The organism is Staphylococcus sp. HMSC063A07, assembly GCF_001836955.1.
Classification (GTDB): domain Bacteria; phylum Bacillota; class Bacilli; order Staphylococcales; family Staphylococcaceae; genus Staphylococcus; species Staphylococcus lugdunensis.
In genome coordinates this window covers 95,013-121,544 of record NZ_KV830914.1, presented here as the reverse complement: position 1 = coordinate 121,544, position 26,532 = coordinate 95,013, and the positions used below count along the sequence as shown (strand labels likewise).

General features: G+C 34.9%; 27 protein-coding genes, 1 pseudogene and 1 other annotated feature. Of the genes and pseudogenes, 13 read left to right on the top strand and 15 right to left on the bottom strand.

Features of this window, described 5'->3' with window-relative positions:
• Positions 1–43 precede the first annotated feature (43 nt).
• The 3 genes from HMPREF2597_RS04745 to HMPREF2597_RS04735 all read right to left on the bottom strand — a co-directional run bounded on the left by HMPREF2597_RS04745 (position 44) and on the right by HMPREF2597_RS04735 (position 1,723).
• Positions 44–622, bottom strand: a complete 579-nt coding sequence (locus HMPREF2597_RS04745) for a histidine phosphatase family protein (RefSeq protein ID WP_002461110.1) — start codon at positions 620–622, stop codon at positions 44–46.
• 470 nt (positions 623–1,092) lie between these two features.
• Positions 1,093–1,344: a GlsB/YeaQ/YmgE family stress response membrane protein gene (locus HMPREF2597_RS04740; RefSeq protein ID WP_172412362.1), complete on the bottom strand. Its 252-nt coding sequence runs from the start codon at positions 1,342–1,344 to the stop codon at positions 1,093–1,095.
• A gap of 148 nt (positions 1,345–1,492) precedes the next feature.
• A complete protein-coding gene (locus HMPREF2597_RS04735; RefSeq protein ID WP_002461108.1) occupies positions 1,493–1,723 on the bottom strand; it encodes a DUF3923 family protein in 231 nt (76 codons plus the stop codon).
• Positions 1,724–1,960: 237 nt separating this feature from the next.
• Here HMPREF2597_RS04735 and HMPREF2597_RS04730 point away from each other — a divergent pair, with 237 nt between their 5' ends.
• Positions 1,961–2,218: a hypothetical protein gene (locus HMPREF2597_RS04730; protein ID WP_002461107.1), complete on the top strand. Its 258-nt coding sequence runs from the start codon at positions 1,961–1,963 to the stop codon at positions 2,216–2,218.
• Between the two features lie 482 nt (positions 2,219–2,700).
• The gene (locus HMPREF2597_RS12750; protein ID WP_002479244.1) at positions 2,701–2,865 is read left to right on the top strand and encodes a hypothetical protein; all 165 of its coding nucleotides are present in this window, start codon (positions 2,701–2,703) and stop codon (positions 2,863–2,865) included.
• Positions 2,866–3,206: 341 nt separating this feature from the next.
• Here HMPREF2597_RS12750 and HMPREF2597_RS04725 read toward each other — a convergent pair whose 3' ends face one another.
• From HMPREF2597_RS04725 to rpsF, 5 genes are all read right to left on the bottom strand, one after another.
• Positions 3,207–3,404 (bottom strand): hypothetical protein, encoded by a 198-nt coding sequence (locus HMPREF2597_RS04725; RefSeq protein ID WP_002461105.1) that lies wholly within the window; start codon positions 3,402–3,404, stop codon positions 3,207–3,209.
• A gap of 919 nt (positions 3,405–4,323) precedes the next feature.
• Positions 4,324–4,572, bottom strand: a complete 249-nt coding sequence (locus HMPREF2597_RS04720; RefSeq protein WP_002479242.1) for a hypothetical protein — start codon at positions 4,570–4,572, stop codon at positions 4,324–4,326.
• A 698-nt stretch (positions 4,573–5,270) separates the two neighbouring features.
• Positions 5,271–5,513 (bottom strand): 30S ribosomal protein S18, encoded by a 243-nt coding sequence (gene rpsR / locus HMPREF2597_RS04710; RefSeq protein WP_002461103.1) that lies wholly within the window; start codon positions 5,511–5,513, stop codon positions 5,271–5,273.
• Positions 5,514–5,559: 46 nt separating this feature from the next.
• The gene (gene ssb, locus HMPREF2597_RS04705) at positions 5,560–6,069 is read right to left on the bottom strand and encodes a single-stranded DNA-binding protein (protein WP_002461102.1); all 510 of its coding nucleotides are present in this window, start codon (positions 6,067–6,069) and stop codon (positions 5,560–5,562) included.
• A gap of 21 nt (positions 6,070–6,090) precedes the next feature.
• Positions 6,091–6,387 carry a 30S ribosomal protein S6 gene (rpsF, locus tag HMPREF2597_RS04700; protein WP_002461101.1) on the bottom strand — a complete coding sequence of 99 codons (297 nt, stop codon included), beginning with the start codon at positions 6,385–6,387 and terminating at the stop codon, positions 6,091–6,093.
• Between the two features lie 317 nt (positions 6,388–6,704).
• On the opposite strand from rpsF, the gene HMPREF2597_RS04695 reads away from it, so the two are divergent.
• Both HMPREF2597_RS04695 and HMPREF2597_RS04690 read left to right on the top strand, forming a co-directional pair.
• Positions 6,705–7,490, top strand: coding sequence for a GH25 family lysozyme (locus HMPREF2597_RS04695; RefSeq protein WP_002479241.1), 786 nt, complete (start codon positions 6,705–6,707; stop codon positions 7,488–7,490).
• Between the two features lie 61 nt (positions 7,491–7,551).
• Positions 7,552–7,743 (top strand): hypothetical protein, encoded by a 192-nt coding sequence (locus HMPREF2597_RS04690; RefSeq protein WP_002479240.1) that lies wholly within the window; start codon positions 7,552–7,554, stop codon positions 7,741–7,743.
• Positions 7,744–7,982: 239 nt separating this feature from the next.
• Here HMPREF2597_RS04690 and ychF read toward each other — a convergent pair whose 3' ends face one another.
• From ychF to HMPREF2597_RS04670, 4 genes are all read right to left on the bottom strand, one after another.
• On the bottom strand, positions 7,983–9,080 hold the full coding sequence (gene ychF, locus HMPREF2597_RS04685; protein WP_002479239.1) for a redox-regulated ATPase YchF: 1,098 nt from the start codon (positions 9,078–9,080) through the stop codon (positions 7,983–7,985).
• Positions 9,080–9,295, bottom strand: a complete 216-nt coding sequence (locus tag HMPREF2597_RS04680) for a DUF951 domain-containing protein (protein WP_002479238.1) — start codon at positions 9,293–9,295, stop codon at positions 9,080–9,082. Before HMPREF2597_RS04680 ends, ychF begins: the two co-directional genes overlap by 1 nt.
• A gap of 17 nt (positions 9,296–9,312) precedes the next feature.
• Positions 9,313–10,194 carry a mechanosensitive ion channel family protein gene (locus HMPREF2597_RS04675; protein ID WP_002479237.1) on the bottom strand — a complete coding sequence of 294 codons (882 nt, stop codon included), beginning with the start codon at positions 10,192–10,194 and terminating at the stop codon, positions 9,313–9,315.
• 208 nt (positions 10,195–10,402) lie between these two features.
• Entirely contained in the window at positions 10,403–11,230 is an 828-nt protein-coding gene (locus HMPREF2597_RS04670) for a ParB/RepB/Spo0J family partition protein (protein WP_002479236.1), read from the bottom strand.
• A 272-nt stretch (positions 11,231–11,502) separates the two neighbouring features.
• Positions 11,503–11,895: a binding site (T-box leader), on the top strand.
• 53 nt (positions 11,896–11,948) lie between these two features.
• Between HMPREF2597_RS04670 and HMPREF2597_RS04665 the strand changes: the two are divergent.
• The 8 genes and pseudogenes from HMPREF2597_RS04665 to HMPREF2597_RS04630 all read left to right on the top strand — a co-directional run bounded on the left by HMPREF2597_RS04665 (position 11,949) and on the right by HMPREF2597_RS04630 (position 22,808).
• Positions 11,949–13,057: pseudogene (locus HMPREF2597_RS04665) on the top strand (aminotransferase class I/II-fold pyridoxal phosphate-dependent enzyme).
• 4 nt (positions 13,058–13,061) lie between these two features.
• On the top strand, positions 13,062–14,237 hold the full coding sequence (gene metC / locus HMPREF2597_RS04660) for a cystathionine beta-lyase MetC (protein WP_002461093.1): 1,176 nt from the start codon (positions 13,062–13,064) through the stop codon (positions 14,235–14,237).
• Positions 14,191–16,029 carry a bifunctional homocysteine S-methyltransferase/methylenetetrahydrofolate reductase gene (locus tag HMPREF2597_RS04655; protein WP_070817205.1) on the top strand — a complete coding sequence of 613 codons (1,839 nt, stop codon included), beginning with the start codon at positions 14,191–14,193 and terminating at the stop codon, positions 16,027–16,029. Before metC ends, HMPREF2597_RS04655 begins: the two co-directional genes overlap by 47 nt.
• Positions 16,026–18,254 (top strand): 5-methyltetrahydropteroyltriglutamate--homocysteine S-methyltransferase, encoded by a 2,229-nt coding sequence (metE, locus tag HMPREF2597_RS04650; RefSeq protein WP_002479233.1) that lies wholly within the window; start codon positions 16,026–16,028, stop codon positions 18,252–18,254. Before HMPREF2597_RS04655 ends, metE begins: the two co-directional genes overlap by 4 nt.
• 224 nt (positions 18,255–18,478) lie before the next feature.
• Entirely contained in the window at positions 18,479–19,222 is a 744-nt protein-coding gene (locus HMPREF2597_RS04645; protein ID WP_002461090.1) for a cyclase family protein, read from the top strand.
• Between the two features lie 224 nt (positions 19,223–19,446).
• A complete protein-coding gene (locus HMPREF2597_RS04640) occupies positions 19,447–20,562 on the top strand; it encodes an NAD(P)/FAD-dependent oxidoreductase (protein WP_002479232.1) in 1,116 nt (371 codons plus the stop codon).
• On the top strand, positions 20,556–21,905 hold the full coding sequence (locus HMPREF2597_RS04635) for a nucleoside recognition domain-containing protein (protein ID WP_002479231.1): 1,350 nt from the start codon (positions 20,556–20,558) through the stop codon (positions 21,903–21,905). Before HMPREF2597_RS04640 ends, HMPREF2597_RS04635 begins: the two co-directional genes overlap by 7 nt.
• 15 nt (positions 21,906–21,920) lie before the next feature.
• Positions 21,921–22,808 carry a CobW family GTP-binding protein gene (locus HMPREF2597_RS04630; protein ID WP_002479230.1) on the top strand — a complete coding sequence of 296 codons (888 nt, stop codon included), beginning with the start codon at positions 21,921–21,923 and terminating at the stop codon, positions 22,806–22,808.
• Positions 22,809–22,879: 71 nt separating this feature from the next.
• On the opposite strand, the gene HMPREF2597_RS04625 is transcribed toward HMPREF2597_RS04630, so the two are convergent.
• From HMPREF2597_RS04625 to HMPREF2597_RS04615, 3 genes are read right to left on the bottom strand one after another with little or no spacing between them, the layout of a single operon-like run.
• Complete coding sequence (locus tag HMPREF2597_RS04625) at positions 22,880–24,076, bottom strand: ABC transporter permease (RefSeq protein ID WP_002479229.1); 1,197 nt, start codon at positions 24,074–24,076, stop codon at positions 22,880–22,882.
• A complete protein-coding gene (locus HMPREF2597_RS04620) occupies positions 24,060–24,755 on the bottom strand; it encodes an ABC transporter ATP-binding protein (RefSeq protein ID WP_012991036.1) in 696 nt (231 codons plus the stop codon). Before HMPREF2597_RS04620 ends, HMPREF2597_RS04625 begins: the two co-directional genes overlap by 17 nt.
• A complete protein-coding gene (locus HMPREF2597_RS04615) occupies positions 24,752–25,873 on the bottom strand; it encodes an efflux RND transporter periplasmic adaptor subunit (RefSeq protein WP_002479227.1) in 1,122 nt (373 codons plus the stop codon). The genes HMPREF2597_RS04620 and HMPREF2597_RS04615 overlap by 4 nt, the downstream gene beginning before the upstream one ends.
• A 167-nt stretch (positions 25,874–26,040) precedes the next feature.
• On the opposite strand from HMPREF2597_RS04615, the gene HMPREF2597_RS04610 reads away from it, so the two are divergent.
• Positions 26,041–26,457 carry a VOC family protein gene (locus tag HMPREF2597_RS04610; RefSeq protein ID WP_002461082.1) on the top strand — a complete coding sequence of 139 codons (417 nt, stop codon included), beginning with the start codon at positions 26,041–26,043 and terminating at the stop codon, positions 26,455–26,457.
• Positions 26,458–26,532: the final 75 nt, after the last annotated feature.

Below are 26,532 nucleotides of genomic sequence, written 5' to 3'. Positions count from 1 at the left end.
GCGGGACTACTCATTCATCATGATTGCTGTCCCGCTCCTTATTTTATATTTCTACCACAATGGGTTTACAGTTTTCAATATGTATTTGCTTGGCGTCTTCACGTTTTAATACACCTAAATACACTAAGGCACAGCGAATAAGTATTTGATGCGCCACAACTACAATAGTATCATACGTCGAATTGACGGTATGATTAAAAAACGCTTCAAAACGATCAATAACGTCTTGATAGTTTTCTCCTTGAGGTACACGTTGAGTATAGCTATTTCTAAAATTCATATATGATGATTGGGTAAAATATTTCTTATATTCGGATATCTGTTCGAGTTCTTGTTGATTTTTCCCCTCAAATACACCTAGGGAACGTTCTCTAAGCAATGGCGTTAGCGTCGTAGGAATATCATATGGGAAAATACAGCTATACGTCTGTACTGTGCGCTTTAAATCTGACACATAGACATGCTGAATATCTTTAGTATTAAAATAAGATTCAAGTGCCTGTGCACTATTTCTTCCCGTCTGTGTGAGATCAACATCAAGTTGTCCGCAATAGTATGTCTTACCTTGATGATTATCTAAATTAGCTTGTGATTCTCCGTGTCTAACAAAATATATTTTCATAGTCTATTACCTTTCATGCTGCAGAATATATTTATAATTTTAATGTCTCTTATCACAATACTTTTGTTGGGCAAACTATGATACAAACCAACATGATTTTAAGACTGTTACTTTGATGAATCAATCACAACAATTGTATCATACCTGAATACATCAATGTGATACAATTATTATTAAAAAAATATCATTATTAAGTAATTTCATTGTGCAAAATTTCTAATTATTATCACTATTTTTATTGCTAGTAACATGTAATCATGCTAAAATATAACTGTAGTTAGAGATAACTACATAGTCTTTTATATTCATGAACATAATACTCCTGGATGACGCCTTAACCCGACGTCATCCTCTTTTTTTTATGTATTTTAAGGTAAATCCCATATGAACAACCTCATTAAAATAAAAAAGCGAACTATACCAGTACCGTCTTTACGATACTTGATACAGTCGCTCAAATGATACGATGTCTATTTTCTTAATGCTTTTAAAGCTAAAGAAATTAAGAAAATTAAAATGATTGAACCTAATAATGCTGGGAAAATGTAAATACCAGCAATAGATGGTCCCCAATGTCCTAGTAACCAACTACCTACAGCAGAACCTACAATACCAGCAATAATATTACCAAGTATACCACCTGGAATGTCTTTACCTAAAATGGCACCTGCTGCCCAACCAATTAATCCGCCGACTATAAGCATTAATATAAATCCCATAATTTATTCTCTCCTTCATCAATTAAATTATTATGTCCCTTATGTATACCACTCTGTCGACAATATAAACATCACAACAAAATTTATAGCATTTTTATATAAACTTTTTTAAAACTTGGTTTTATGGAATCTATATAACTTTCCTCGTGTTTTACCGCTTTCTGTATTTAACGATAATATTAATAATCAGCCATACAATCTGAATTATAAATGGAATAATGTAAGCGATTAAAAGTACAATCAAAGCGTACATTCGAGCTTCAGGTGACTGTACCATGCCAGAACCATCTACTTTCCGAATCAAAATAGCCAACGACATGCCTGCAAACGTAATTATCCAAAAAACAGTCACAATCCACCATATGATCCATGACGTTTTCATAAATATCAACAAGTCCTTTTCTAATTATTGTGTATTTACAAACATTTTAAAAAAATTACGAAATAATAGCAATTATACATGAATGATGCACAAAAAACGCGCTGTTAAATTCGTTTATTATATAACAATGCTATTTTGAAGTTCCAAAATTAATAAGTTGATTATTTTTGAGAATAGGCATAATATATATAAATATCAAGAATATATAAAGGACTATTACTTATTGGAGGTTATGTTATGAGCTCACATGCTTTATTTAACTTAAGAACAAAACGTAACTTAGAAATTAATGAATTAACAGATTTATTAAATAAAAAATATGGTACACATTATGAGCCACATCAATTATGGGAGTGGGAAAATCATCAACATGAACCAGAATTTAAAGACGCTATGAATTTAGCCGATTTCTTTGATGCACCATATGAATTATTTGTGGAAAGTAAATATCAAGAATATCAACAACAATTAGAAGACGTAGATATTCGTCTCTAAGTTTATATTGGGCGCAGGACAGCATTCATTGTGAATTCATAGTCCCGGCCCCGGCAAGATTGACTAGGATTTTAAATAGCTTAGTATAAGCGTATTTGCAATCCACTCAACGACTGCCAATATATGATTACGAAATATCAAAAAGCTCCCTTCAAAGTTTTCATTTTTTCAATGTCTACGTTGAAGGGAGCTTATCATTATGTCTCAGGCGTTATTTTTATACAACGCACACCCGCCCTGGGTTGGAAGACGGGTGCGCTGTATGTGTAAGAACACATATAACATTAGGCATAATATTCACTATGTTCGCGCCTATCTGAACATACTTTAATTTTATCACAGACTCGTAATTTACAACATCTTTACACCTTATTAACAAATGATTCGAGCTAACATATTATATTAAATTTTATATTCTAATACATGTTATAATTATGTAAAAATCAATGATTAAAATATACGTATATGGAGGCATAATTAAGATGAAATTCATTAACTTTAGTACAATGACTGAAAATGGTTTAAATAAGAAAGTAAATCAATTTTTAGAAGAAAATCCTTATATCGAAATTATTAAATTTGATTACCAAGTTGGAACAGGTGGCTATGGCGTGGGCATACTGTATCAAGATCGTAAAACGTACTAATATTATCATTGGCCTGATGGATGCAATGGGGCGGGACAGCATTTATTATAAATTCGTAGTCCCGCCACGGCATGGTTGACTAGGATTGAAAAAGCTTAGTATAAGTGCATTTTCAATCCACTCAACGACTGCCAATATTTAGTTCAAATCCTAACACATAATGATGTCCCAGTCCTTTTTATATTATTTTGACTCATGACTATATGTCAGTATTTAAATGTAATTAGTTATAGCCGTTGTATATATCAGTATTTTTCACTAGTATTATTTACATGTATTTCTTTTAATTTATTATTAGTGTATTCAAAATAACCTTGCCCGTTTGCTTTGTTGATTTAAAATTAATTATTACTTCTATCTTTATTATACTTAGCGTGTAAATAAATTAATGCAATACCTATCAATATAATAATCACATGACCGATAATGCCTAGAAGTTTAGATTCGTCTAAATTTAAAACATTAAAAGCGATTGGCTGTAATATAATTAAGATTAAAAGGTACAAAATCACTTTCTTTGAAGTAAAATACTTTGCCATAGTTACACTCCTGTCTAATTATTCTTATTGCTATTTCTGAAATTCTCATCCGCTTTTCTGTAAATTATATGATTATTGCATGTATTATGGAACCAATAACGTTTATTATTACTTCGCATGTATGGCCTCCATAAATACTTTTTATATTTACCACATATGATAACAAATATCTCCAAAGCTGAAAATGAAGCCTTTTTATCAATATACAATTATGTTATACGATCTTGCAAACTCAAATTACATACAATAAATGATTCCGTTCAAGCGTCTGAAATGATCTTTTTATTTAAAATAAGAAAAATAAATTACTACTGTTACATATAACAGACCGATAAACCCATGCACTAATAGGTTAATATAAATCTGTCTTTTGTTCATATTATTACCTTTATATATCCTTCTATAATTTAAGTTATAGAAAAAAGTACAAGTTACAGAATATAATACTATAAATAATAAGCCTAATAGCAAAGCTACATAAATATTCAAACCCGTTTACCTCGCTTATAGTCATCTTAATTATAAGTGTAACATAGGACGTTACTGCAATGAGAGCGGGACAGCATTCACTATAAATTCGTAGTCCCCGCCCTGGCAAGGCTGACTAAGATTGAAAACAACTTGGTATCAACATATTTGCACTCCAGTCAACTACTGTATATATAGAGTTCATAGCCTAAAACATAATGATATCCCAGGTCCTTTAATAAATGGTTCTATAATTCTCAAAACACAAAAATAACTCCATAAGCCTATGCTTACGGAGGTTTCCTCTTTAATATAGGGATATTTTATATCATTTCATTCGCTATTAAAATGCTTATATAACAATATTTATAGCTATAATATTAATGAGTTAATATTCATACTCTTGCCCTTTATTTCAAAAGTACGCCCTTTTTTTGCCCTCTTTTATTTACTAATCACTTTGTTTTTCTTTTCTAAAAACCATATCGTAAACAAATGAGATTACCGCTAATACAATCCCTAATGTTAAAAGTCCATTTAATCCATTATCACTGTAGATATTAATAATGTTTAACGAACTTATTTTGTCAGCAAGCCGATTAGTTATATGTATATTAAAATAACTTAATAAATATGTACCTATCACAAAGATAGCAATAATGAATATAAAATCGCCTAGTGTTTTTAAAAATTTACTCATCCTTGTTTTCCTTTTTAGCTTTGGCTATTAATATTAACATCATTATCAAAGGAAACGCTATAAGAAAGTAAATCATTCTAACAACCTCCTATGTATATTTAATATCACTGTATCAAATATGAGTATTTGGTTCAATTGCGTTTTCTCTTAAACCCATTCTTAATATCTCTCAATAGAGCGTTACTCCCCAATCAATTTGAAATAGTCTCCATAGTAAACGCTATAATTTTACCTATTAATTCCATATATATGACCTCCATAGGCTTTTAATTATATTTGCCACGAATGAACGCAAATTAACATACCCAATATATCTATATGTCTAAAAGCTCAATTATTCGTTCTGATATATCTCAGTGAACAATTGGTTCTATTAGTTATATACTATCTAGTATATCAAGAAATCTTGCGCACGCTTAACCTACATAGTTATTCCCCACTGTAACTTAGGACGTTGATGTAATGGGAGCGGAACAGCATTCATGATGAATGAGTAGTCTCGCCCTGGCAAGGTTGACTAAGATTGAAAACAACTTGGTATCAACATATTTGCACTCCAGTCAACTACTGTCAATATAGAGTTCAGAGCCTAAAACATAATGATGTCCCAGGTCCTTTAATAAATGGTTCTATAATTCTCAAAACACAAAAACAACCCCATAAGCCTATGCTTACGGGGTTTTATAATAAACTATATATTAGTTTTCTTCTTTAACATATGGTAATAATGCCATATGACGTGCACGTTTGATAGCTGTTGTCAACATACGTTGATATTTAGCTGAAGTACCAGTTACACGACGTGGTAAAATTTTACCGCGTTCTGAGATAAAACGTTTCAATAACTCAGTGTCTTTATAGTCGATATGTGTAATGCCATTTGCTGTGAAATAACATACTTTTTTACGACGACGTCCGCCTCTTCTTGGTCCACCTGCCATGGTTAACTGCCTCCTTTAATATTTTTTATTTCATGCGTTCATTTTTTTAGAATGGTAAGTCATCATCACTAATATCAATCGGTCCATTAGCATTGGCAAATGGATTATCGTTTTGATTAGATTTTGATGCGTTATTGTTATTATATGACGTATTTTGTCCTGATTGTTGACCACCGAATCCTTGACCATAGTCTTGGAATTCATTGTTTTGTGAACGTTGGCCACCATGTTGTGCGTTCTTAGGTTCAAGGAATTGAACACTGTCACATACAACTTCGGTAACAAAAATACGACGACCTTCTTGATTTTCATAACTACGTGATTGTAAGCGACCATCAACGCCGGCTAAACTACCTTTATTTAAATAGTTATTAACGTTTTCTGCTTGTCTTCTAAAAACAACACAGTTGATAAAGTCAGCTTCGCGTTCCCCTTGAGCATTCGTGAATGTACGATTAACAGCTAAAGTAAAAGTCGCTACACTTACGCCTGAGGGAGTAGTTCTGTATTCTGGATCTTTGGTTAAACGACCTACTAATACAACTCTATTTAACATATAAGCGCCCCCGTCTAATTATTACTTATCTTGGTCTTCACGGATAACGATGTAACGAATGATATCATCATTAATCTTAGCTAAACGTTGGAATTCGTCAGTCGCTCTATTGTTATCTGTTTTAATGCGTACGATGTTATAGAAGCCTTCTTTGAAATCTTCAATTTCATAAGCAAGACGGCGTTTACCCCAATCTTTTTCTTCTAAAACTTCTGATCCTTCTGAAGCTAAGATACCGTTAAAACGTTCTACTACAGCTTTTTTAGCATCTTCTTCAATATTTGGACGTACGACATACATAATTTCATATGTTCTCATTTTATAATTGCACCTCCTTGTGGTCTATGCGGCTTATTAACTTTATCAATAAGCAAGGAATAATTTTCATTACTCACAGTCCATAATTATAGCATAGGGTTTTACTTTTTACAATCTATATTATTTTGTCTTTTACATGACGCATACCGCCAAAATATAGTGCACATTTTATTTTTAAATCAAACTTATTGCCTATTTCATATATCGAGCAATACGCATGGTTGCTAATACATTTTAAATATTTTACCCTCTATACGAACCATTCAAAAAATATTTAAACACTTTCAACTGTAGTTTACATAATAAGGAGGCTCTTAATGTTTATAAAAATATCACGATCGATTATAACCCTCTTAATTTTACTGACAACTCTATGTACCACCACAGCTTTAGCAGAAAAACCAGTATATCAATATCATAAAGGTACAATGGGCTCTGGTTACAAACAATACATAAATAGTGGTGCAGGCGGCCGAGGAGGCATGCCAACTAAACCACGGGCAAATGTTTCGTCATCCAGCAAAAGAATTTTAGATATATCTGAATGGCAAGGTGCACTTACCGATGCTCAAGTAAAAGCATTAAAGAAAAACTATGACTTCATCATTATTCGCGGACAATATGGCTCTGAATATGTCGATAAATGTTTAGCAAACAATTCTGCACTTTTAGATAAATACAATATGAAATTTGGTGTTTATTCTTATAGTATGTATGAAAATGCCGATGATGCGCGTTATGAGGCTCGAACACTTCATCAACGTGCACCTAAAGCTGATTTTTACATTAATGATTATGAACAACAAACGGTTAAATCTGGTGATGAAAATACTGCCACTCAAGCTTGGGCTGCTGAAATGAAAAAGTTAGCGGGAAATAAAAAGGTATTGTTCTATTCTTACGAGAATTTCATGTTAAATCATGTTGCTAACGCCATTAATGCTTATGATGGATGTTGGTTAGCAGCGTATCAACAAACTGAACCTCAAAGCGAACATGTCCTATGGCAATACACGGATCACTATTATGCATCTGAACTCAAACAAAATGTTGATGCTAACTATGTAAGTCAAAATCTTAATCAGAATTTTTTTATCAACTAGGTTAAATAGCACTTTACAAAACAGAACGTATGTTCTATAATATCGATGTGAGGTGTTTAACATGCAGTTAAATTTAGATTGGTCTAAGGATTTTCAAGAATTTCAAGACATTCTAAATAGTGGTATCCACCCAGATTGGCTCTATTGTGCTAAAGCAAACTTGGTACTTCAACCCGCTTATACTGGTGAAGGTAAACAGTTTTTTAGCACAGAAGATATTGTTGAAGCGAGTAAAGTGATACCTTTCTTTTAAATCATCTTGACATTATCTTATTCATAAATAGTGACATGAAACAATTACGACCATACCAATTTTGTAGTATAAGTCTTCAGTTAACTAACTTATTCATTCAATTTTAACTTAAATCACAATATATACTTTTCCAAAGTTAATAAATAAAAACAATGTAAGCCCCTCGTCACATTAGCCATTTTCGAAGCTTACATTGTTTTTTATCTATGAGTTAGCAATTTATTGTTATCATTCCAATTTTAGACATTGAATCTAAAGTGAACAATATCTCCATCTTGCATGATATAGTCTTTACCTTCTAAACGTTGTTTCCCAGCTTCTTTTGCACCTTGTTCACCATTATATTCGACATAGTCTTTATAACTTGTTACCTCTGCACGAATGAAACCACGTTCAAAATCTGTATGGATAATACCTGCACATTGTGGAGCCGTCATACCTTGTTTAAATGTCCAAGCACGTACTTCTTGCACACCCGCCGTAAAATATGTTGATAAACCTAACAAATCATAAGTCGTACGGATAAGTTTATTTAAACCAGGTTCTTCAATGCCTAAGTCTTCCAAGAACATCGCTTTATCTTCATCATCAAGTGTTGCAATCTCTTCTTCAATTTTTGCACTGATTACGATAACCTCAGAATCTTCCTTTGCAGCATACTCTCGAATTGCTGTTACTTTATCGTTTTCTACATCGCCAATTTCATCTTCTCCTACATTAGCGATATATAACATTTTTTTAGATGTTAATAGCTGTGCTTGATTAACCCATTTTTGATCTTCTTCATTAAACTCAAGGCTACGCACTGGATTGCCTTCTTCTAAAGCTTCTTTAATACGATTTAGAATACGCATTTCCATTTCTGCTGTTTTATCTTTTTGACGAGCCATTTTTTCAATACGTGGTAAACGCTTTTCAACTGATTCTAAGTCTGCAAGCACGAGTTCCATATTAATGACTTCGATATCTTCTAACGGATTTACGCGACCAGCGACATGTGTCACATTATCATCATCAAATGCACGTACAACTTGGCAAATTGCATCTACTTCACGAATATGTGATAGAAATTTATTGCCTAAACCTTCTCCTTTAGATGCACCTTTAACAATCCCAGCAATATCTGTAAATTCAAATGCTGTAGGAATCGTTTTCTTTGGTTCTACCATTTCTGTTAATTTATCTAAACGCGTATCTGGCACTTCCACAATCCCAACGTTAGGATCAATGGTAGCAAACGGATAGTTTGCTGCTAAAGCCCCTGCTTTAGTAATTGCGTTAAATAGGGTAGATTTGCCTACATTAGGTAAACCTACAATACCTGCTGTTAAAGCCATTATTCATTCTCCTTACTTTCTGTATCTTGCTGTGATACAACGATTTTTTTCATTTTCTTATTAAACGTCTGCCGTGGAATCATGATGCTGCGATTACATTTTTCGCATTTGATACGAATATCAGCGCCCATACGAATAATTTTAAATCTATTCGCACCACAAGCATGTTGTTTTTTCATTTCTACTATATCATTTATTCCATACTTTGACGTCATAAAGTTACCTCCAATCCTTATTTGCTCTTTTGTTGACTTTCGTATTGAGAAAAGACCGGTTGAGGCAATTTAATACCTTCTTGGACAAATAATTTTTGAATTTCCTTACGTAAAATACGTGCACCAGCTGCACCTTCACCAGGAATGGTTTCTGCAGAAATTCTAAATGTTACTTTATTATTCTCAATTGCGTCTATCCCAAGAACAACTGGATCTGTTACAAATAAATAATACTTACTTCGCATTGACACAAACAATTTATTTAATTTCTTTTCAACTGCATCTAAATTCTCTTCAACTGATACAGGAATAACTACAATTGCAGTACCGTTCGTAATTGAAAAGTTTGTTATCTCACCCATGCTACCATTAGGAAGAATAGTTAATTCTCCAGTTATTGTATTAATGCGTGTTGATCGCAAACCAATCGATTTAACTGTACCTTCTGCAACTGTCGTTCCACCGCTATTGATTTTAACATAATCTCCAACATCAAATTGGTTTTCAAAAATAATAAAGAATCCCGTGATAACATCTTTTACAATCGTTTGGGCTCCGAAACCTACAGCTAATCCTACCACACCAGCGCTAGCAATAATGCCTTCTACACTTATTCCAAATTTACTTAAGACGGTTGTAATAACGATAAACCAAACAATATATTTTACGACATTTTGTACAAGGGATATGAGTGTTTTCGAACGTTTTTTATTTCCTTTTTTACTCTTGTTTTGGATTTTAAACGCTTGAGCAATAATTTTATTTAAGATGGATATAACAATGATTGCTACTAAGATATAAATTAAGATTAAAGCTAGTTTTGTAATTAAGTTTTCATATGTTTCGACCTTAGTTAACGGTTCGAATAATGATGCTAGTACATTTTTTATTTGATTCATTTATGCAAACCTCCCTATGTTTCGACAATTATGCCATTATATATAAATTCGGTTATACCGTCATCCGTCTACGGTTCGAATAATGAACAACATCACGATCTTTGTTTTCATTTTCCACCGCTATATAGTAACACCTTATTGCTATCATATGCATGCACTTTTTATTATCCGAACCTCAAATTGGGTAAGTAAGACTAAAAATCGTGCATTACTTATCATGCAATAATTTAATTAACCGCTCAAATTCTTCTTTCGACTTAAATTCAAACGTAATTGCACCAACTTGTTTTTTAGTAGAGATATCAACTTTTGCACCATATTGTTCTCGTAATAACCGCTCTTGTTTTTGAATGAATTTAGGTTTTAGTGGTTCCTTAGTTACTTTGGGGTAAGGCTGACTTCCCTCTTGAATGTTGTTCACATACTTTTCTAAATACCTTACACTCCATGATTCTTTAAACGCTTTTCTGCCCACTTGAATCATACGTTGTTTATCCTTGATTCCGAGTAATGTTCTGCCATGTGCGCCGCTGAGTTCTCCTCGTTGTACACTATCTTTAAGTGATGTGGGCAAATGCAGAAGTCTTAACATGTTGGCAATATATGGACGCGATTTACCTAAGCGATGCGCGACTTCTTGTTGCGTAAGTTGCAAATCGTCCATCAATCGTTGATAACTTTCTGCTTCTTCAATTGCATTTAAGTCTTCACGCTGTAAATTTTCAATAATAGCGAGTTCCATCATATCTGCATCAGATAACTCTTTTATAATTGATGGCAACTTTGTCAATCCAGCAAGTTGAGAAGCTCTATAACGTCTCTCACCTACTACAATATAATATCCTTGAACCGTTTGTCTGAGCACAATGGGTTGTAAAATACCGTGAATTTTAATTGACTCAGCTAAATCGTTTAGTCGTTCTGCATCAAAATTTTTCCTTGGTTGATATGGATTAGGCATAATTTCTTCAATTGCAATCCATCGTATCTGCTCATCTTCATTTATCTGTAGGCGATGATCATTTTCTATAGCCACTAATTCTCACCTCATCTTCCCTTTACTAAATTTATTTTATACATCAAATGATTGTGTTCTATTACTTTATATTATTTTAAAAATTAATTGTGGTTTTCACAAGTGCTAACCGTACCCTTAGCCAAAAAATAAAATCTTTTTATCTAATTTATCTCGCATGTTTTATCGTTTACGATAATCTATCGGAATTAATTTTCTAATCTAAATTTCCAGAAAAGTTGTTGACAAATTAAATTTTGAGCTGTAAGCTATGAAATATCATTACAAAAACACTACACACTGTAATAAGGAAAGTAGAGCATACACTACAAGCACAGAGAGTTTCCATTTGCTGAAAGGAAACATTGGAAGCATGTTTGAAAATGGCCTTTGAGTGTTGATACCAATAGGAGGTATCAACGGGTTCGCCCGTTATAGCGATACAGTATTAACATTTTGTTGAATGGCGTACTGGAATGCAATACGTCACGACATGCCGGTTAATACTCATTTAATTCTTTAGAACTAAATGAGTTTTTTAATGTGTTCTAAATTCACATTAATCGTGGCTAAACGTGATATTCGTTTCACTTATGTCTAGACAAATATGGCGTACTGAATGAGGTTACTTTAGCAATAAAGTAACAAACAAAGGTGGTACCGCGAAACAAGCTTTCGTCCTTTACATCCGATAACTATCGGGTTTAAAGGACGGAAGCTTTTTTTATTGAAAAACGGAATGGAGGACATTGATATGAAAGATACACAATTGGCTCAAATCGCTTTAACTAAAGATGCGACCGGCGCCATTGCGAATCCCATTTATTTATCAACAGCATTTCAACATCCTCATCTTGGTGAATCAACAGGTTATGATTATTCGCGCACAAAGAATCCAACACGCAGTGCATTTGAGGAAGCGTTCGCTGCACTAGAACAAGGCGTTGCCTCATTTGCGACGTCGAGTGGCATGGCCGCTATCCAACTTATCTGTAACCTCTTTAAACCAGGTGATGAAGTGCTTGTCGCATTTGATTTATATGGCGGGCATTTAGACTGTTTGATTTTTATGAACAGCAATATGGCATTAAATTTAAATATGTCGATTTCTTAAATTATGATGACGTTTTACAGCATATCAATGCACATACTAAAGCATTGTTTATTGAACCAATCTCAAATCCACAAATGATAGAAATTGATGTCACGCTTTATTATGATCTCAGTCAGCGTCATGGATTATTGACGATTATCGATAATACGTTTCTTACGCCATACTTATCGACACCGTTGACTGAAGGTGCTGATATAGTACTACATTCAGCAACAAAGTACATTGGTGGCCATAATGATGTGTTGGCTGGCGTCGTCACGGTCAAGGATACGCAATTAGCAGAAACATTAGGTCAATTTCATAATATGACTGGTGCAACACTCTCACCATTAGACAGTTATTTATTACAGCGTGGTTTAAAAACACTTCATCTCCGAGTTGAACGGGCTCAACAAAATGCCCAACAACTTGCACAGCGTTGTAACGACTTAGCAGCTATTGATGAAGTTTTATATAGCGGACGAACAGGCATGCTAAGCTTACGTCTCAACAAACATTATTCAGTTGCTAAATTTTTGGAAAATTTAGAAATTTGTATATTCGCTGAAAGTTTAGGTGGAACAGAAACTTTTATTACTTTCCCATACACGCAAACACACGTCGATATGCCAGATGAAGAAAAGGATAAACGTGGCATCGATGAATATTTAATACGTTTGTCTATAGGTATTGAACATTACCAAGATATTGAAGCAGATATTATTCAAGCTTTAACACAAGCTAAAGAGGAGTGATGATATGGCTTTATCTAAAGAAACTGAAGTCATTTTTGATGAACGACGCGGTATTGATTATGACTCAGCAAACCCACCACTGTATGATTCTTCAACATTTCATCAACAAGTATTAGGTGGCAATGCACCATTTGATTACGCACGTAGTGGCAATCCAAACCGGCAACTGCTTGAAGATAAATTAGCTAAGTTAGAAGGTGGGACTTACGCGTTTGCTTATGCTTCAGGTATTGCAGCTATCTCGGCTGTATTGTTAACGCTGTCGTCCGGAGACCATGTCATACTTCCTGATGATGTTTACGGAGGTACATTCCGTTTAACAGAACAAATATTGAACCGTTTTGGTATTGAATTTACAACTGTCGATACCACACAACCCAATAACATTGAACAGGCGATTCAATCTAACACAAAGTTGATTTATGTTGAAACACCATCGAACCCATGTTTTAAGATCACTGATATTCGTGCTGTCGCCCAAATCTCACAGCAACATCAGTTATTATTAGCGGTTGATAATACATTTATGACACCACTAGGCCAGTCACCTTTAGCATTAGGCGCTGATATTGTTGTACACTCAGCAACTAAATTTTTAAGTGGTCACAGTGACATTATTGCAGGTGCCGCAATTACAAATCGACAAGATGTCGCTCAAGCACTTTACTTATTACAAAACGGTACTGGCACCGCATTATCAGCACAAGATAGTTGGACACTAGCTAAACATCTTAAGACTTTGCCAGTACGCTTTAAGCAAGCTACAGCCAATGCAGAAAGGTTAGTCGAATTTTTATCTCAACGTTCTGAAATTTCCGAAGTTTATTACCCAGGAAATCATGCTAAACATCTGCAACAAGCATCTAGTGGCGGTGCTGTCATAGGCTTTAGATTAAAGGATGAGTCAAAAGCACAAACCTTTGTTGATGCATTGACACTACCATTAGTTTCCGTCAGCTTAGGCGGTGTTGAGACAATTTTATCTCATCCAGCTACTATGTCACATGCAGCTATTCCAGAAGATGTGCGAAATCAACGCGGTATTACCTTTGGCTTATTCCGATTAAGTGTAGGATTAGAACAACCTGACGAACTGATTGCCGACATCAAATTTGCACTAAAGGAGGCTTTTAATGAGTCAATTTCTCAACCAGTTACAAAACAATATCTTAGTAGCTGATGGCGCTATAGGTACTATTCTTTATTCAGAAGGCTTAGATACTTGCCCAGAAGCCTATAACTTAACTCATCCTGATAAAGTTGAACGAATTCATCGCTCATATATCGAGGCAGGCGCCGATGTTATTCAAACCAACACATATGGTGCTAATTTTGAAAAATTAAAACCCTTTGGTTTAGAACATAAAGTTAAAGAAATTCATAAGGCTGCTGTTAAAATTGCAAAGCGCGCTGCGACTAAAAATACATTTATATTAGGTACTGTAGGCGGATTTCGCGGTATTAAACAAGATGATATTTCTTTATCAACGATACAGTATCATACGGAAAATCAAATTGATACGTTGATTGAAGAAGGTGTAGATGCACTGCTATTTGAAACATATTACGACTTAGATGAATTGAAACGTATTGTTACCTGGACTAAACGTAATTATGACATTCCGGTAGTCGCACAATTAACCGCTTCAAACACAACTTATCTTGTTGACGGTACAGAAATCAATGATGCCTTAGCACAACTTGTTACTTGTGGTGCTGATGTGGTTGGCCTGAACTGTCATCACGGACCACATCATATGGAAAAATCATTTTCTCACATCGCATTGCCAGATAATGCATATCTTTCGTGTTATCCCAATGCCAGTTTACTAGATATTGAAAACAGTGAATTTAAATATAATGACAATGCACAATACTTTGGTGCTGTAGCAGAAAAATTAATCGAACAAGGTGTACGCTTGATTGGGGGTTGTTGTGGAACGACACCACAACACATTCATTACATTAAATCCTCGGTGTCACACCTCTCACCTGTTAACCATAAAAAGGTTATTCCTATTCATAAAAAGAGTAATCAGCGTCGAACAGATTCGATAAAACAATCACTAACTTCTAAAGTTAAACAAGGCCCAACGGTAATTGTCGAACTAGATACTCCAAAGCACTTGGATACAGATTTATTCTTTGAAAATATAGGAAAATTGGATGCAGCACATATTGATGCTGTAACGTTAGCAGATAATTCGCTGGCCACTGTTCGCATTAGTAACATCGCTGCTGCCAGTCTAATTAAACAGCGCTATGACATTGAACCTTTAGTACATATTACCTGCCGAGACCGTAATTTAATTGACTTACAATCTCATTTATTAGGCCTATCTTTAATAGGTGTCAATGAAATTTTAGCTATTACTGGAGATCCATCTAAGGTAGGACATTTACCAGGTTCAACGAATGTCTACGACGTCAACTCTAAAGGTTTAACAGAATTAGCTTTACGTTTTAATCAAGGTATTAATACAGACGGTGATGCGCTGAAGAAACATACTAACTTCAACATCGCTGGCGCTTTCGATCCAAACGTACGAAAGTTAGATGGCGCTGTAAAACGCTTAGAAAAGAAAATAGCAAGCGGCATGAGTTATTTCATTACACAACCGGTTTATAGCAAAGAAAAAATCATTCAAGTGTATGAAGCAACAAAACATCTAAATATACCTATATTTATAGGAATTATGCCTATTGCAAGTTACAACAATGCACTATTTTTACATAATGAAGTGCCAGGCATCAAGATGTCAGAAAGTGTATTAAATCAGTTTAAAGCAGTTAAAGATGATAAAGAAAAGACGAAAGAATTGAGTTTAAGACTATCAAAAGATTTGATTGATACAGTACATCAATATTTTAACGGATTGTATATCATCACACCATTTCAACGTGTAGATTACTCTCTAGAACTCGCAGCGTACTCACGATCAATCACCACTAATAAGGAGGCAATATTATGACAACAATTAACACTTCAAATTTAGGATTCCCAAGATTAGGTAGAAAAAGAGAATGGAAAAAAGCCATAGAAAGTTATTGGGCTAAAAAAATTGATAAAGCTGAATTAGACCAAACATTAACTGACTTACACAGAGAAAATTTACTACTTCAAAAAAATTACAATTTAGATAGTGTACCTGTAGGAGATTTTTCACTTTACGACCATATTCTCGATACATCTCTATTATTCAATATTATCCCTCAACGTTTCCAAGGCCGAGAAGTGAATGATGATTTATTATTCGATATCGCACGCGGAAATAAAGAACACGTAGCTAGTGCCTTAATCAAATGGTTCAATACCAACTATCACTATATCGTACCAGAATGGGACAATGTTACTCCTAAAATCGAATATAATGCTTTGTTAGAACGCTTTAAATATGCACAATCACTAAATATCAATGCACATCCTGTCATTGTAGGACCTATTACTTTTGTAAAATTATCAAAAGGCGGTCATCAATCTTTTGAGGAAAAAGTGCGTGCATTACTACCACTTTATAAAGAAGTGTTACAACAATTAGTTGACGCTGGTGCACAATACATTCAAGTAGATGAACCGATATTAGTTACTGATAGCAGCAGTGATTATGAAACAATCACGAAAGAAGCATATGATTATTTAGCTCATGATGGCTTGGGCAAAAAATTAGTCATTCAAACATATTTTGAACGTGCTAATGTTAAATTCTTAAGTACTTTAGCAGTTGGTGGCTTAGGTTTAGACTTTGTTCATGACAATGGTTACAACTTAAAACAAATTCAAGCCGGAGACTTTGATCGTTCAAAAACATTATACGCAGGTATTATCGATGGTCGTAATGTATGGGCTGCAGATATTGAAGCTAAGAAAAATCTCATTGAAACATTGCAACAATATACAGAACATATTGTGATTCAACCATCATCATCATTATTGCATGTTCCAGTATCATTAGATGATGAAACATTAGAAGCGTCAGTCGCTGAAGGGTTAAGCTTTGCTACTGAAAAATTAGATGAATTGGATGCGCTTCGTCGTTTATTTAACAACAATGATAGCACTAAATATGATGCACTAAAAGCACGTTATGAACGTTTCCAAAGTCAATCATTTAAAAATCTTGAATATGATTTTGAAAGTGTACGTACACATCGTCAATCAGCATTCCCAGCTCGTAAAAAAGCTCAAGATGCACGTTTACATTTACCTGACTTACCTACAACAACGATTGGATCATTCCCGCAAACACGGGAAGTGCGTAAATATCGAGCAGATTGGAAAAATCATCGAATTTCAGATAAAGCCTATAATGATTTCTTAGAAAGTGAAATTGCGCGTTGGATTAAAATTCAAGAAGATATCGGTTTAGATGTGTTAGTTCATGGTGAATTTGAACGTAATGATATGGTTGAATTCTTTGGAGAAAAATTACAAGGTTTCCTTGTAACAAAATTTGGCTGGGTACAATCTTATGGCTCTCGTGCCGTAAAACCACCTGTAATTTACGGTGATGTAAAATGGACCGAACCACTTACTGTTAAAGAAACAGTATACGCTCAAAGTTTAACAGACAAACCGGTAAAAGGTATGTTAACTGGTCCTGTAACCATTCTGAACTGGTCATTCGAACGTGTCGATGTACCTCGTAAAATTGTACAAGATCAAATTGCATTAGCAATCAATGAAGAAGTGTTAGCACTTGAAGCTGCAGGCATCAAAGTAATTCAAGTAGACGAACCTGCATTACGTGAAGGCTTACCACTACGCTCTGAATATCATGCACAATACTTAAAAGACGCAGTACATTCATTTAAACTTGCGACATCATCTGTGCGAGATGATACACAAATTCATACGCATATGTGTTATTCTCAATTTGGTCAAATCATCAATGCGATTCATGAATTAGATGCTGATGTGATTTCAATTGAAACATCACGTAGTCACGGCGATTTAATTCAAGACTTTGAAGATATCAACTATGATTTAGGTATTGGTCTGGGCGTTTATGATATCCATAGTCCACGTATTCCTACTGAAAATGAAATTGAAACGGCAATCGATCGTTCACTTCAACAAATTGATCGTTCACTCTTCTGGGTTAATCCAGATTGCGGTTTAAAAACACGTAAAGAAGATGAAGTTAAAGCTGCTTTAACCGTCTTGGTAAATACCGTGAAGAAAAAACGCGCTGAATAAGACACATCTTATATTTCTTAATACGCTGATGATTTATGATGGGAGCGGGACAGAGTTTAATATGAATTCGTAGTCCGGCACCGGCAAGGTTGACTAGGATTAAAAAAGCTTGGTATAAGTGCTTTTCAATCCAGTCAACAACTGCCAATATAGGGCTCAGAGCCTAAAATATGATGATATTCCAGACTCATCACGATTAATATTATTCAAAGTAGGTGATTGTAATGACAACTTATCCTTTATGGGAACAGCTTCATCAATTAAAATCAGCACAATGGGTTGACCTTACACATACGTTTGATCCAGATATTCCTCGTTTTAGTGAATTCGAAAAGGGTCAAGTGGATACACTATTCACTGTAAAAGAACACGGCTTTTACGTGCAACGTTGGAATATTGTGACACAATATGGCACACATATTGATGCACCTATTCACTTTGTTGAAGGTAAACGTTATTTAGAAGACTTAGATTTAAAAGAACTCGTTCTGCCTCTTATCGTGTTGGATTTTTCTAAAGAAGCTGCTGACAACAATGATTTCGTCGTCACTCGAGCTCATTTAGAAGCCTGGGAAGCGAAACATGGTCAAATTGAACCTGATACCTTTGTCGCTTTGCGTACGGATTGGTCAAAACGCTGGCCTGATATAGAACGCTTTGAAAACAGAGATGCTAAAGGTCAACAACATTTACCAGGTTGGGGACTTGACGCATTAAAGTTCTTACTAGAAGAACGTCAGGTAAAATCTATTGGTCACGAAACATTTGATACAGATGCTTCAATAGATACAGCTAAAAATGGTGATATTGTTGGTGAACGCTATGTGCTAGGTCAAGACACATTCCAACTTGAATTATTGACTCATCTTGATCAATTACCAACCCGTGGTGCCATTATTTATGCCATTAGTCCTAAACCTAAAAATGCACCAGGATTCCCCGTTCGTGCATTTGCAATTAAGCCTTAAATAGCTCACGTTTTATATCATTAAGGCATCAACTTGCCTCCTAATAATGCCTCATCTATGATAACCAGAACAACCAAGGTACACACCCTCAAGCCTTGGTTGTTTTTATGATTCTTACTTTATTCAATCTTCTACTTATTACTTTCATTTGAATTCACCGGATATTCATTATATAATTACAAATCGTAATCATTACTATTTATAACATATAAAGGAGTATATATATGTCTCAACATCACTCTATTATTATTGTTGGCGCTGGTGCAGCTGGTATTGGAATGGCGATTACCCTTCAAGATTTTAACCTATCTGACGTCTTAATTTTAGAAAAAAATAGTATTGGTCATTCTTTTAAACAATGGCCAAAGTCAACCAGAACCATTACACCATCATTTACTACTAATGGCTTCGGTATGCCTGATATTAATGCCGTGTCAATCGATACTTCTCCAGCGTTTACCTTTAAAGAAGAGCACCTTTCAGGTTCAACATATAGTGAATACTTGGAATTGATTAGTCAACATTATCAATTAAATGTTGAAACCAAGACAACTGTAAATAGTATAGAAGCAAAGAAAGATTGTTATTACATAAAGACAAATCATGGCGATTACTCTGCTGATTATTTATTTATTGCTACTGGTGATTTTGCCTTTCCATATCAACCATTTCAATATGGTCGCCATTACAGCAAGATCCATGATTTCAACACGTTAGGACAAGACAACAAACGCTACACTATTATCGGTGGTAATGAAAGTGCTTTTGACGCTGCCATACATCTGTCTAACGTCGGTGCCCAAGTATCAATTTATGCACAGCAATCAAGTTTCAATCAAGTGGATGCAGATCCAAGTATTCGCTTATCATCATATACCTATCATCGTTTGAAAAGTGCCATGTCTGATGGTGCTCAAATTGATATGCATACACCTTATACATTAGCATCTATCTCATATGATAATGACATCTATACTTTAACGTTTACAAATGGGCTTATTACTCAATCTGAAACTGAGCCTATTATTGCAACTGGTTTTGATGTCACGGCCAATCCATTGGTACAACAACTTTTTGATATTAACGGTCAAGACATTAAACTTACAGACCAAGACGAATCAACACGATATCCAAATGTGTTTATGATTGGTGCAACAGTCCGTCATGACAATGCAACATTATGTTACATTTATAAATTTAGAGCACGTTTTGCGGTATTAGCGAAGATAATTGCTGATCGTGAAGGGTTATCAGACAATCAAAATATCGTTGACCGCTATAAGCATAATCAAATGTACCTAGATGATTATGAATGCTGTGATGTGAACTGCTCATGCTAGAGATAACCTTTGATTTAAAAAATGGTACACATGATGCCATACCACATGATGTTCATTATCTAAAGTTAACAAATATTACTAAACTAACAACCCAGCAACAAACTTTATTACGCCAATGGATTGTAAAACATCAATTAGATATTTCTTTGTATGAACGTATATTAGTAAGTCCTTTGAATAGTGAAGCCATTGTGAAACAACTCACTCAATTTGTACAGTTATGCAAAACGATACAACCCAAAAAACGTGATATGTCTTTCGGTTGGTTATTGATTGTGATTATGTTTGCACTACCCGTATGGGGGGCGTATCATTTTTCAGCATGGTTACAAACTGCTTATGTAGAAGAAGGCATACAACGTTTAGCCAAGCTATCTCTATTCAGTCAACATTGGGTAAATTCGATATTATTTGGAGATTATGGCATTGGCTCACTAGGCACTTATTCACTTATATGGGCGTTACCAGTAGTTATATTAATCAGCTTATCGACAGCCATTGTTGCTCAAACACATCTTAAAGAATATATTGTATGGGCTATCGAGCCTACTATGAAAAAGTTGGGCCTACACGGAGCTGATATCATCCCCGTGCTTGAAGGCTTCGGTTGTAATGCTGCAGCGGTATCACAAGCGGCTTCTCAATGTCACCAATGTACTAAAGCACAGTGTATGAGTTTAATTAGTTTTGGTAGCTCTTGTAGCTATCAAATTGGTGCAACCCTTTCTATTTTCAACGTAGCACAGCGCTCTTGGTTATTTGTACCGTACTTAATTTTAGTCTTTTTAGGCGGTATGTTACACAACCAGTTGTGGAGGAACCGACAACAGCAAAGATTAATAACCAATTCGAACTTTTATCACAATTTTAAATTTCATTGGCCACAGTTTTTTTCTTTATGTAATGCTTTATGGTGTAATGTGCGTATGTTTTTGCTACAAGCATTACCTATTTTTATAGGCATTTGTGTTATTGTTAGCCTCTTAGCATTAACGCCCATATTAACGTTTATTTCACAAATTTTTATGCCTTTATTATCTTATCTCAATATACCAACACAGTTATCTCCCGGTATATTGTTTTCAATTATACGCAAGGACGGCATGTTGCTTTTCAATATGCATGATGGATTCTGGCTTAAGCAGTTAAGTAGTTTACAGTTGCTACTATTAGTGTTTTTCAGCTCAACGTTCACATCATGTACTGTCACAATGACTATGTTAATACGACATTTAGGATGGTTGCAAAGCTTGAAAATGATTTCACAACAAATGATAACTGCAAGCATGTGTATAACGGTTACATGGTTTATCGTTCGTATCTGCACCATTTGGCTACATTAATAAGGAGGCAATCGTATGAGAATTATCATTATTGGTGGCTTTTTAGGCGGTGGGAAGACTACCCTGTTAAATCATTTAGTTAAAGATGCTATAGACAATCACTTGCATCCGGCTGTGATTATGAATGAATTTGGTAAGCAAAGTATCGATGGCTTACTAATTGAACAACCTATTCCTTTAGAAGAAATAACGTCAGGCTGTATTTGTTGTGCTATGAAAGCAGATGTTTCGCAACAACTACATCAGCTTTATATACACTATCAACCAGATGTTGTCTTTATCGAGTGCAGTGGCGTGGCTGAACCACTGGCAGTTGTTGATGCATGTTTAACACCAGTGCTTAGTCCTATCGTTCGTATTGATAGTATTGTCAATGTCATCGATGCGGCAATGGCAAATAAGCTATCAACCTATCCTGATGACATTCAGCACTTGTTCTTTGCACAACTAGAGCATAGTTCTACACTATTCATCAATAAAATAGATCGAGTTGATTTAGACAGCTTAAGTGAATTTCTGGTTAACATAGGCCAACAACATCAAGATGCAGATGTGCGAGTGGGCGTTCAAGGCCAATTAGGTTTAAGTGATTTAATACAACCACAGGCTTTACATGCTAAGCCTTCTGGACAACATCACCATCGTCTGAATCATATTTTTATTGAACAGCCGACGATAGTTAATCAACATACATTTATCGATCATTTAGAACATTTACCGACACATGTATATAGACTAAAAGGCTTTATGCGCTTTGCTGATAAACCTTACACTTACCTTGTCCAATGTACACAACAACAAATCGAATTAACACCTATTGCTCTGCAACAAGACATTCCACTTTATCTCGTGATGATAGGTATAAACTTAGAAGACGCTCTAAGTGCATCTTTCAAAACGTAACAAAATGAATAGGCCATAAAATGCACGCTACGATATGCATTTTATGGCCTTTATTAGTTGTTTTTATACTACTACTTAATAATATCAATTAATTCTTTTTTAGCCGCAGCACGTGCTGGTACCCAACCAAAGATGATTCCAATTAGTGTAGAAACACTAACTGCTAATAAGACTGACCCTAGACTGACCGAACTCTTAATCATGTCAGGTGTAACGAAATCAATAAGTGTTGCCAAACCAATGCCTAATATAAGTCCAATAATACCTCCAATTAAACATAAGATAACACTTTCCACTAAAAACTGTACTTCAATGTTCTTGCCGGTTGCACCAAACGCACGGCGAATCGCTATTTCCTCGGTACGTTCGGTCACTGAAATGTACATGACATTCATTACACCTATACCAGCAATAAACAATGATATTCCTGCTACTGCAGCAACAAAGTAGGTAATGGTATCAAGAATATTACCCACACTTTTCATCATATCTTCATTATCCACAAAGCTATATTTACCTTCAGAGAGCCCTGAGCCTTTTTTATTTAATTCCTTCTCAACTTGTTGGGCGACATCTTTCTTATGTGCATCTGCCATCACAGTAAGCTGAAGTTGCGGCGTACCTTGTGAAAGGTCGCTCATATAATGATTAAATGTTTTCGTAGGCATTTGCACAACGTTTTCAACTGGTGAACCACTGTCATCTGTAACATCAGCATCAGACACACCAACAACTTTAAAGCCCTCACCATTAATGTATAATGACTTCCCAACCGCATCATTATGAAAGATTCGTTTTGAAAGTTTATGGTCAATGACGACAACTTTTTCAATCATATCATTGTCTTCAGTAGAATATCCATCGCCTTCATCTACCGCTGTTACTGCTGTTGCTTTTTTTAAGTTAACTTCGCCGTTACCTTGGGTATTGGTCGCTTTAGCTGCATATGTACTTTCTTGTGTTTCTTTGATTTTAGCCGAGGACACACCATTGACTTGTTCTACTAACTGAATATCCTCATGTTTAAACGGATTTTCTTTTGGAGCGCTTTGGTTTTCTGTAGCAAAGCTGATTATTACTTGATTCTTGCCCGCGCCTGCATCATCAAATTGTTCATTGGTCGATTGTTTAAATCCATTACCTAGCGACATAATTGTAATCACAGCGGCAATACCAATTATGATTCCAATCATAGTTAACAGGTTACGTCGTTTATTTTTTAATATTGAGCGCAAGGCGACAACAATAACATTATATAAATTGCTCATGTGTCATCACCTCTTCGCTTTGTATGCGACCATCTAATATATGAATAATACGGTCTGCTTGTTCAGCCACTTTGCGATCATGGGTAACCATAATTAATGTTGTTTGTTGTGCCTTATTTAAACTTCCAAATAATGCCATAATCTCCTTCGACGTTTCAGAATCAAGTGCACCAGTTGGCTCATCAGCAATAATAAACCTTGGTTCATTGACGATTGCTCGAGCAATTGCCACACGTTGTTGCTGACCTCCTGATAACTTGCTAGGCAGTAAATTTTCTTTCCCTGTGAGTCCAACATCAGCAAGCCGTTGCTTCACGCGTACTGATCTTTTTTTCGCTGGCATACCATTGTAAATAAGTGGAATGCTGACGTTTTCAAAAATAGTATGATTTTGAATTAATTTAAAATTTTGAAACACAAAACCCACTGTACGATTGCGTATTTCAGCTAATTTACTATCTGAACTTTGTTTGTAAGATTCATGTTCAAAATTATAGATTCCTGAATAACCACGATCAATAAAACCTAAAATATTAATTAACGTACTTTTCCCAGAACCAGACGGACCCATAACTGCAATAAATTCGCCTGCTTGAATGTTCAAGTTAATGTCTTTTAATACTTGGGTTGTTTCATTGCCATTCTTAAAAGCACGGTTGACACCTTTTAACTCAATCATGAAGACACCTCAATTTTTTCACCATCATTGAGATTGACTTGAGGATTTTTAATTACTTTATCTCCAGCTTTTAATCCTTTTTTAACAATGATTTGATCATTATTGCGTTCAATTTTAATATGGCGTTTATGTACTTTATACTCAGAATCCAACACGAATACTTGATTATCTTTCGTTAAAACATTCTTCGGTAATTTTAATGTTTTCAATGGAATTTTGGCCTCTAACGAAAAACCTGCTCTAATTGGGAGATCTATATTCCCTATAATTACCGTGTATTTTGATGCTGCTCCGTCTTTACCTCCTGATGGATTATTAACAGTTGGATTTATAGCTGTTTGTGTCCCGCCCGCCTCGCCATTACTTTCCATATTTCCTTGTTGACTTGCTTGTGCAGTATTTGTATTTGTTGAATCTTCAAACGATGTTGGGAGTTGATCAATCTTGATGATTTTCCCAGTCCCGCTTTTACCATTACTATTTATCTTAATATTGACGTTATCTCCTTCTTTAATTTTATCAATATCAAATTCTGAAACGCTTGCTTTAACTTGAGGTTGATTCGATATTAGCTGCAAAATAGGTTCACCATCGCTAGCATCACTGCCATTTTTAATGTTAACAATACCGTTAAATGAAGCTACCGTACTATCATTTACCTGTTTATCATATTGTGCAAGTTGCTGTTGTGCTTCTGATAAGGCACTTTGGTCCTCTGTAAGCTTCGTTTGTAATGACTGGTCATTAGGCGTTTGATTAATTTGCGTCACATCTTTATTCACTTGTTGCTGTGCTTGATTCACTTTATTGGCCATAGATTGACGCTTACTCGTATTTGTATCGTAACTAATAAGACGTTCACCTTGGCGTACTTTTTGTCCATCTTCAACTGTAGCAGCAATCAACGTACCAACTTGACTATTATATTGATAAGTTTTTACTGACTGTGGCGCGGCCTTACCTTCAATTTGAATCGGTGTTTCCGCTTTAACTGTATATGTATCGTAACCTGAATGTTGTTGCTTATGATCTCGCAATATATATTTAAAAATAACAACACTAATGATTAATAATATAAAAATAATAATACTGATTGCCCATATTTTTTTCTTGGTCATCTGTCTACTCCTTTTCTGTTATAACTCAATATCTTTTTTAATTATACAGACGAAAATGTTGTCTTTATGGCATATGACAATATTGTTAGCAAGCTGTTCGTTTATTTATCTATTGATATTGACGTTACGTCATACTTTATATTAAACATCAGAAGGAGGTGAGACATATGGAATTTTATCTTATGCCAATGTTTAATAAACTTTGTGTGCAAGACATAGCTAAATCCGAAAAATGGTATAGCAAAACACTCGGATTCAAAAGTGTCTTCAAGTTTAGAAATGATAAGCAACAAGTGCTTATGAATCATCTGCGTTTAGCTAAATATCAAGATATTATGCTTATAACTAACGATACAGATTGGCATGTTGGTAACGCGATTTACCTTAATCTACTAGTTGATGACATTGACGCTGTTGCAGCTCGTGTATCTCCCAAAAACATCCTGGAGCCATTAACTCTAAAACCTTGGAATGCCTATGAATTGACGCTTAAAGATCCTGATGGTCACCAGATTACGTTGACACAGCCTTTAATAAAACAAGAAGCATTTGACGATGTCATTCAACAAATTCAATTAAATTAAGCATTAAAAAAAGAGCGGAACAGATGTCATAATGAATTCATAGTTCCGCCCCGGCAAGGTTGACTAGGATTGAAA

Excerpts from the sequence above, each read along its gene's own strand:
- HMPREF2597_RS04745 (WP_002461110.1), bottom strand. The coding sequence starts at position 622 with ATGAAAATATATTTTGTTAGACACGGAGAATCACAAGCTAATTTAGAT.
- HMPREF2597_RS04735 (WP_002461108.1), bottom strand. The coding sequence starts at position 1,723 with ATGAAAACGTCATGGATCATATGGTGGATTGTGACTGTTTTTTGGATA.
- HMPREF2597_RS04730 (WP_002461107.1), top strand. The coding sequence starts at position 1,961 with ATGAGCTCACATGCTTTATTTAACTTAAGAACAAAACGTAACTTAGAA.
- HMPREF2597_RS12750 (WP_002479244.1), top strand. The coding sequence starts at position 2,701 with ATGAAATTCATTAACTTTAGTACAATGACTGAAAATGGTTTAAATAAG.
- HMPREF2597_RS04725 (WP_002461105.1), bottom strand. The coding sequence starts at position 3,404 with ATGGCAAAGTATTTTACTTCAAAGAAAGTGATTTTGTACCTTTTAATC.
- HMPREF2597_RS04720 (WP_002479242.1), bottom strand. The coding sequence starts at position 4,572 with ATGAGTAAATTTTTAAAAACACTAGGCGATTTTATATTCATTATTGCT.
- rpsR (WP_002461103.1), bottom strand. The coding sequence starts at position 5,513 with ATGGCAGGTGGACCAAGAAGAGGCGGACGTCGTCGTAAAAAAGTATGT.
- ssb (WP_002461102.1), bottom strand. The coding sequence starts at position 6,069 with ATGTTAAATAGAGTTGTATTAGTAGGTCGTTTAACCAAAGATCCAGAA.
- rpsF (WP_002461101.1), bottom strand. The coding sequence starts at position 6,387 with ATGAGAACATATGAAATTATGTATGTCGTACGTCCAAATATTGAAGAA.
- HMPREF2597_RS04695 (WP_002479241.1), top strand. The coding sequence starts at position 6,705 with ATGTTTATAAAAATATCACGATCGATTATAACCCTCTTAATTTTACTG.
- HMPREF2597_RS04690 (WP_002479240.1), top strand. The coding sequence starts at position 7,552 with ATGCAGTTAAATTTAGATTGGTCTAAGGATTTTCAAGAATTTCAAGAC.
- ychF (WP_002479239.1), bottom strand. The coding sequence starts at position 9,080 with ATGGCTTTAACAGCAGGTATTGTAGGTTTACCTAATGTAGGCAAATCT.
- HMPREF2597_RS04680 (WP_002479238.1), bottom strand. The coding sequence starts at position 9,295 with ATGACGTCAAAGTATGGAATAAATGATATAGTAGAAATGAAAAAACAA.
- HMPREF2597_RS04675 (WP_002479237.1), bottom strand. The coding sequence starts at position 10,194 with ATGAATCAAATAAAAAATGTACTAGCATCATTATTCGAACCGTTAACT.
- metC (WP_002461093.1), top strand. The coding sequence starts at position 13,062 with ATGGCTTTATCTAAAGAAACTGAAGTCATTTTTGATGAACGACGCGGT.
- HMPREF2597_RS04655 (WP_070817205.1), top strand. The coding sequence starts at position 14,191 with ATGAGTCAATTTCTCAACCAGTTACAAAACAATATCTTAGTAGCTGAT.
- metE (WP_002479233.1), top strand. The coding sequence starts at position 16,026 with ATGACAACAATTAACACTTCAAATTTAGGATTCCCAAGATTAGGTAGA.
- HMPREF2597_RS04645 (WP_002461090.1), top strand. The coding sequence starts at position 18,479 with ATGACAACTTATCCTTTATGGGAACAGCTTCATCAATTAAAATCAGCA.
- HMPREF2597_RS04640 (WP_002479232.1), top strand. The coding sequence starts at position 19,447 with ATGTCTCAACATCACTCTATTATTATTGTTGGCGCTGGTGCAGCTGGT.
- HMPREF2597_RS04635 (WP_002479231.1), top strand. The coding sequence starts at position 20,556 with ATGCTAGAGATAACCTTTGATTTAAAAAATGGTACACATGATGCCATA.
- HMPREF2597_RS04630 (WP_002479230.1), top strand. The coding sequence starts at position 21,921 with ATGAGAATTATCATTATTGGTGGCTTTTTAGGCGGTGGGAAGACTACC.
- HMPREF2597_RS04625 (WP_002479229.1), bottom strand. The coding sequence starts at position 24,076 with ATGAGCAATTTATATAATGTTATTGTTGTCGCCTTGCGCTCAATATTA.
- HMPREF2597_RS04620 (WP_012991036.1), bottom strand. The coding sequence starts at position 24,755 with ATGATTGAGTTAAAAGGTGTCAACCGTGCTTTTAAGAATGGCAATGAA.
- HMPREF2597_RS04615 (WP_002479227.1), bottom strand. The coding sequence starts at position 25,873 with ATGACCAAGAAAAAAATATGGGCAATCAGTATTATTATTTTTATATTA.
- HMPREF2597_RS04610 (WP_002461082.1), top strand. The coding sequence starts at position 26,041 with ATGGAATTTTATCTTATGCCAATGTTTAATAAACTTTGTGTGCAAGAC.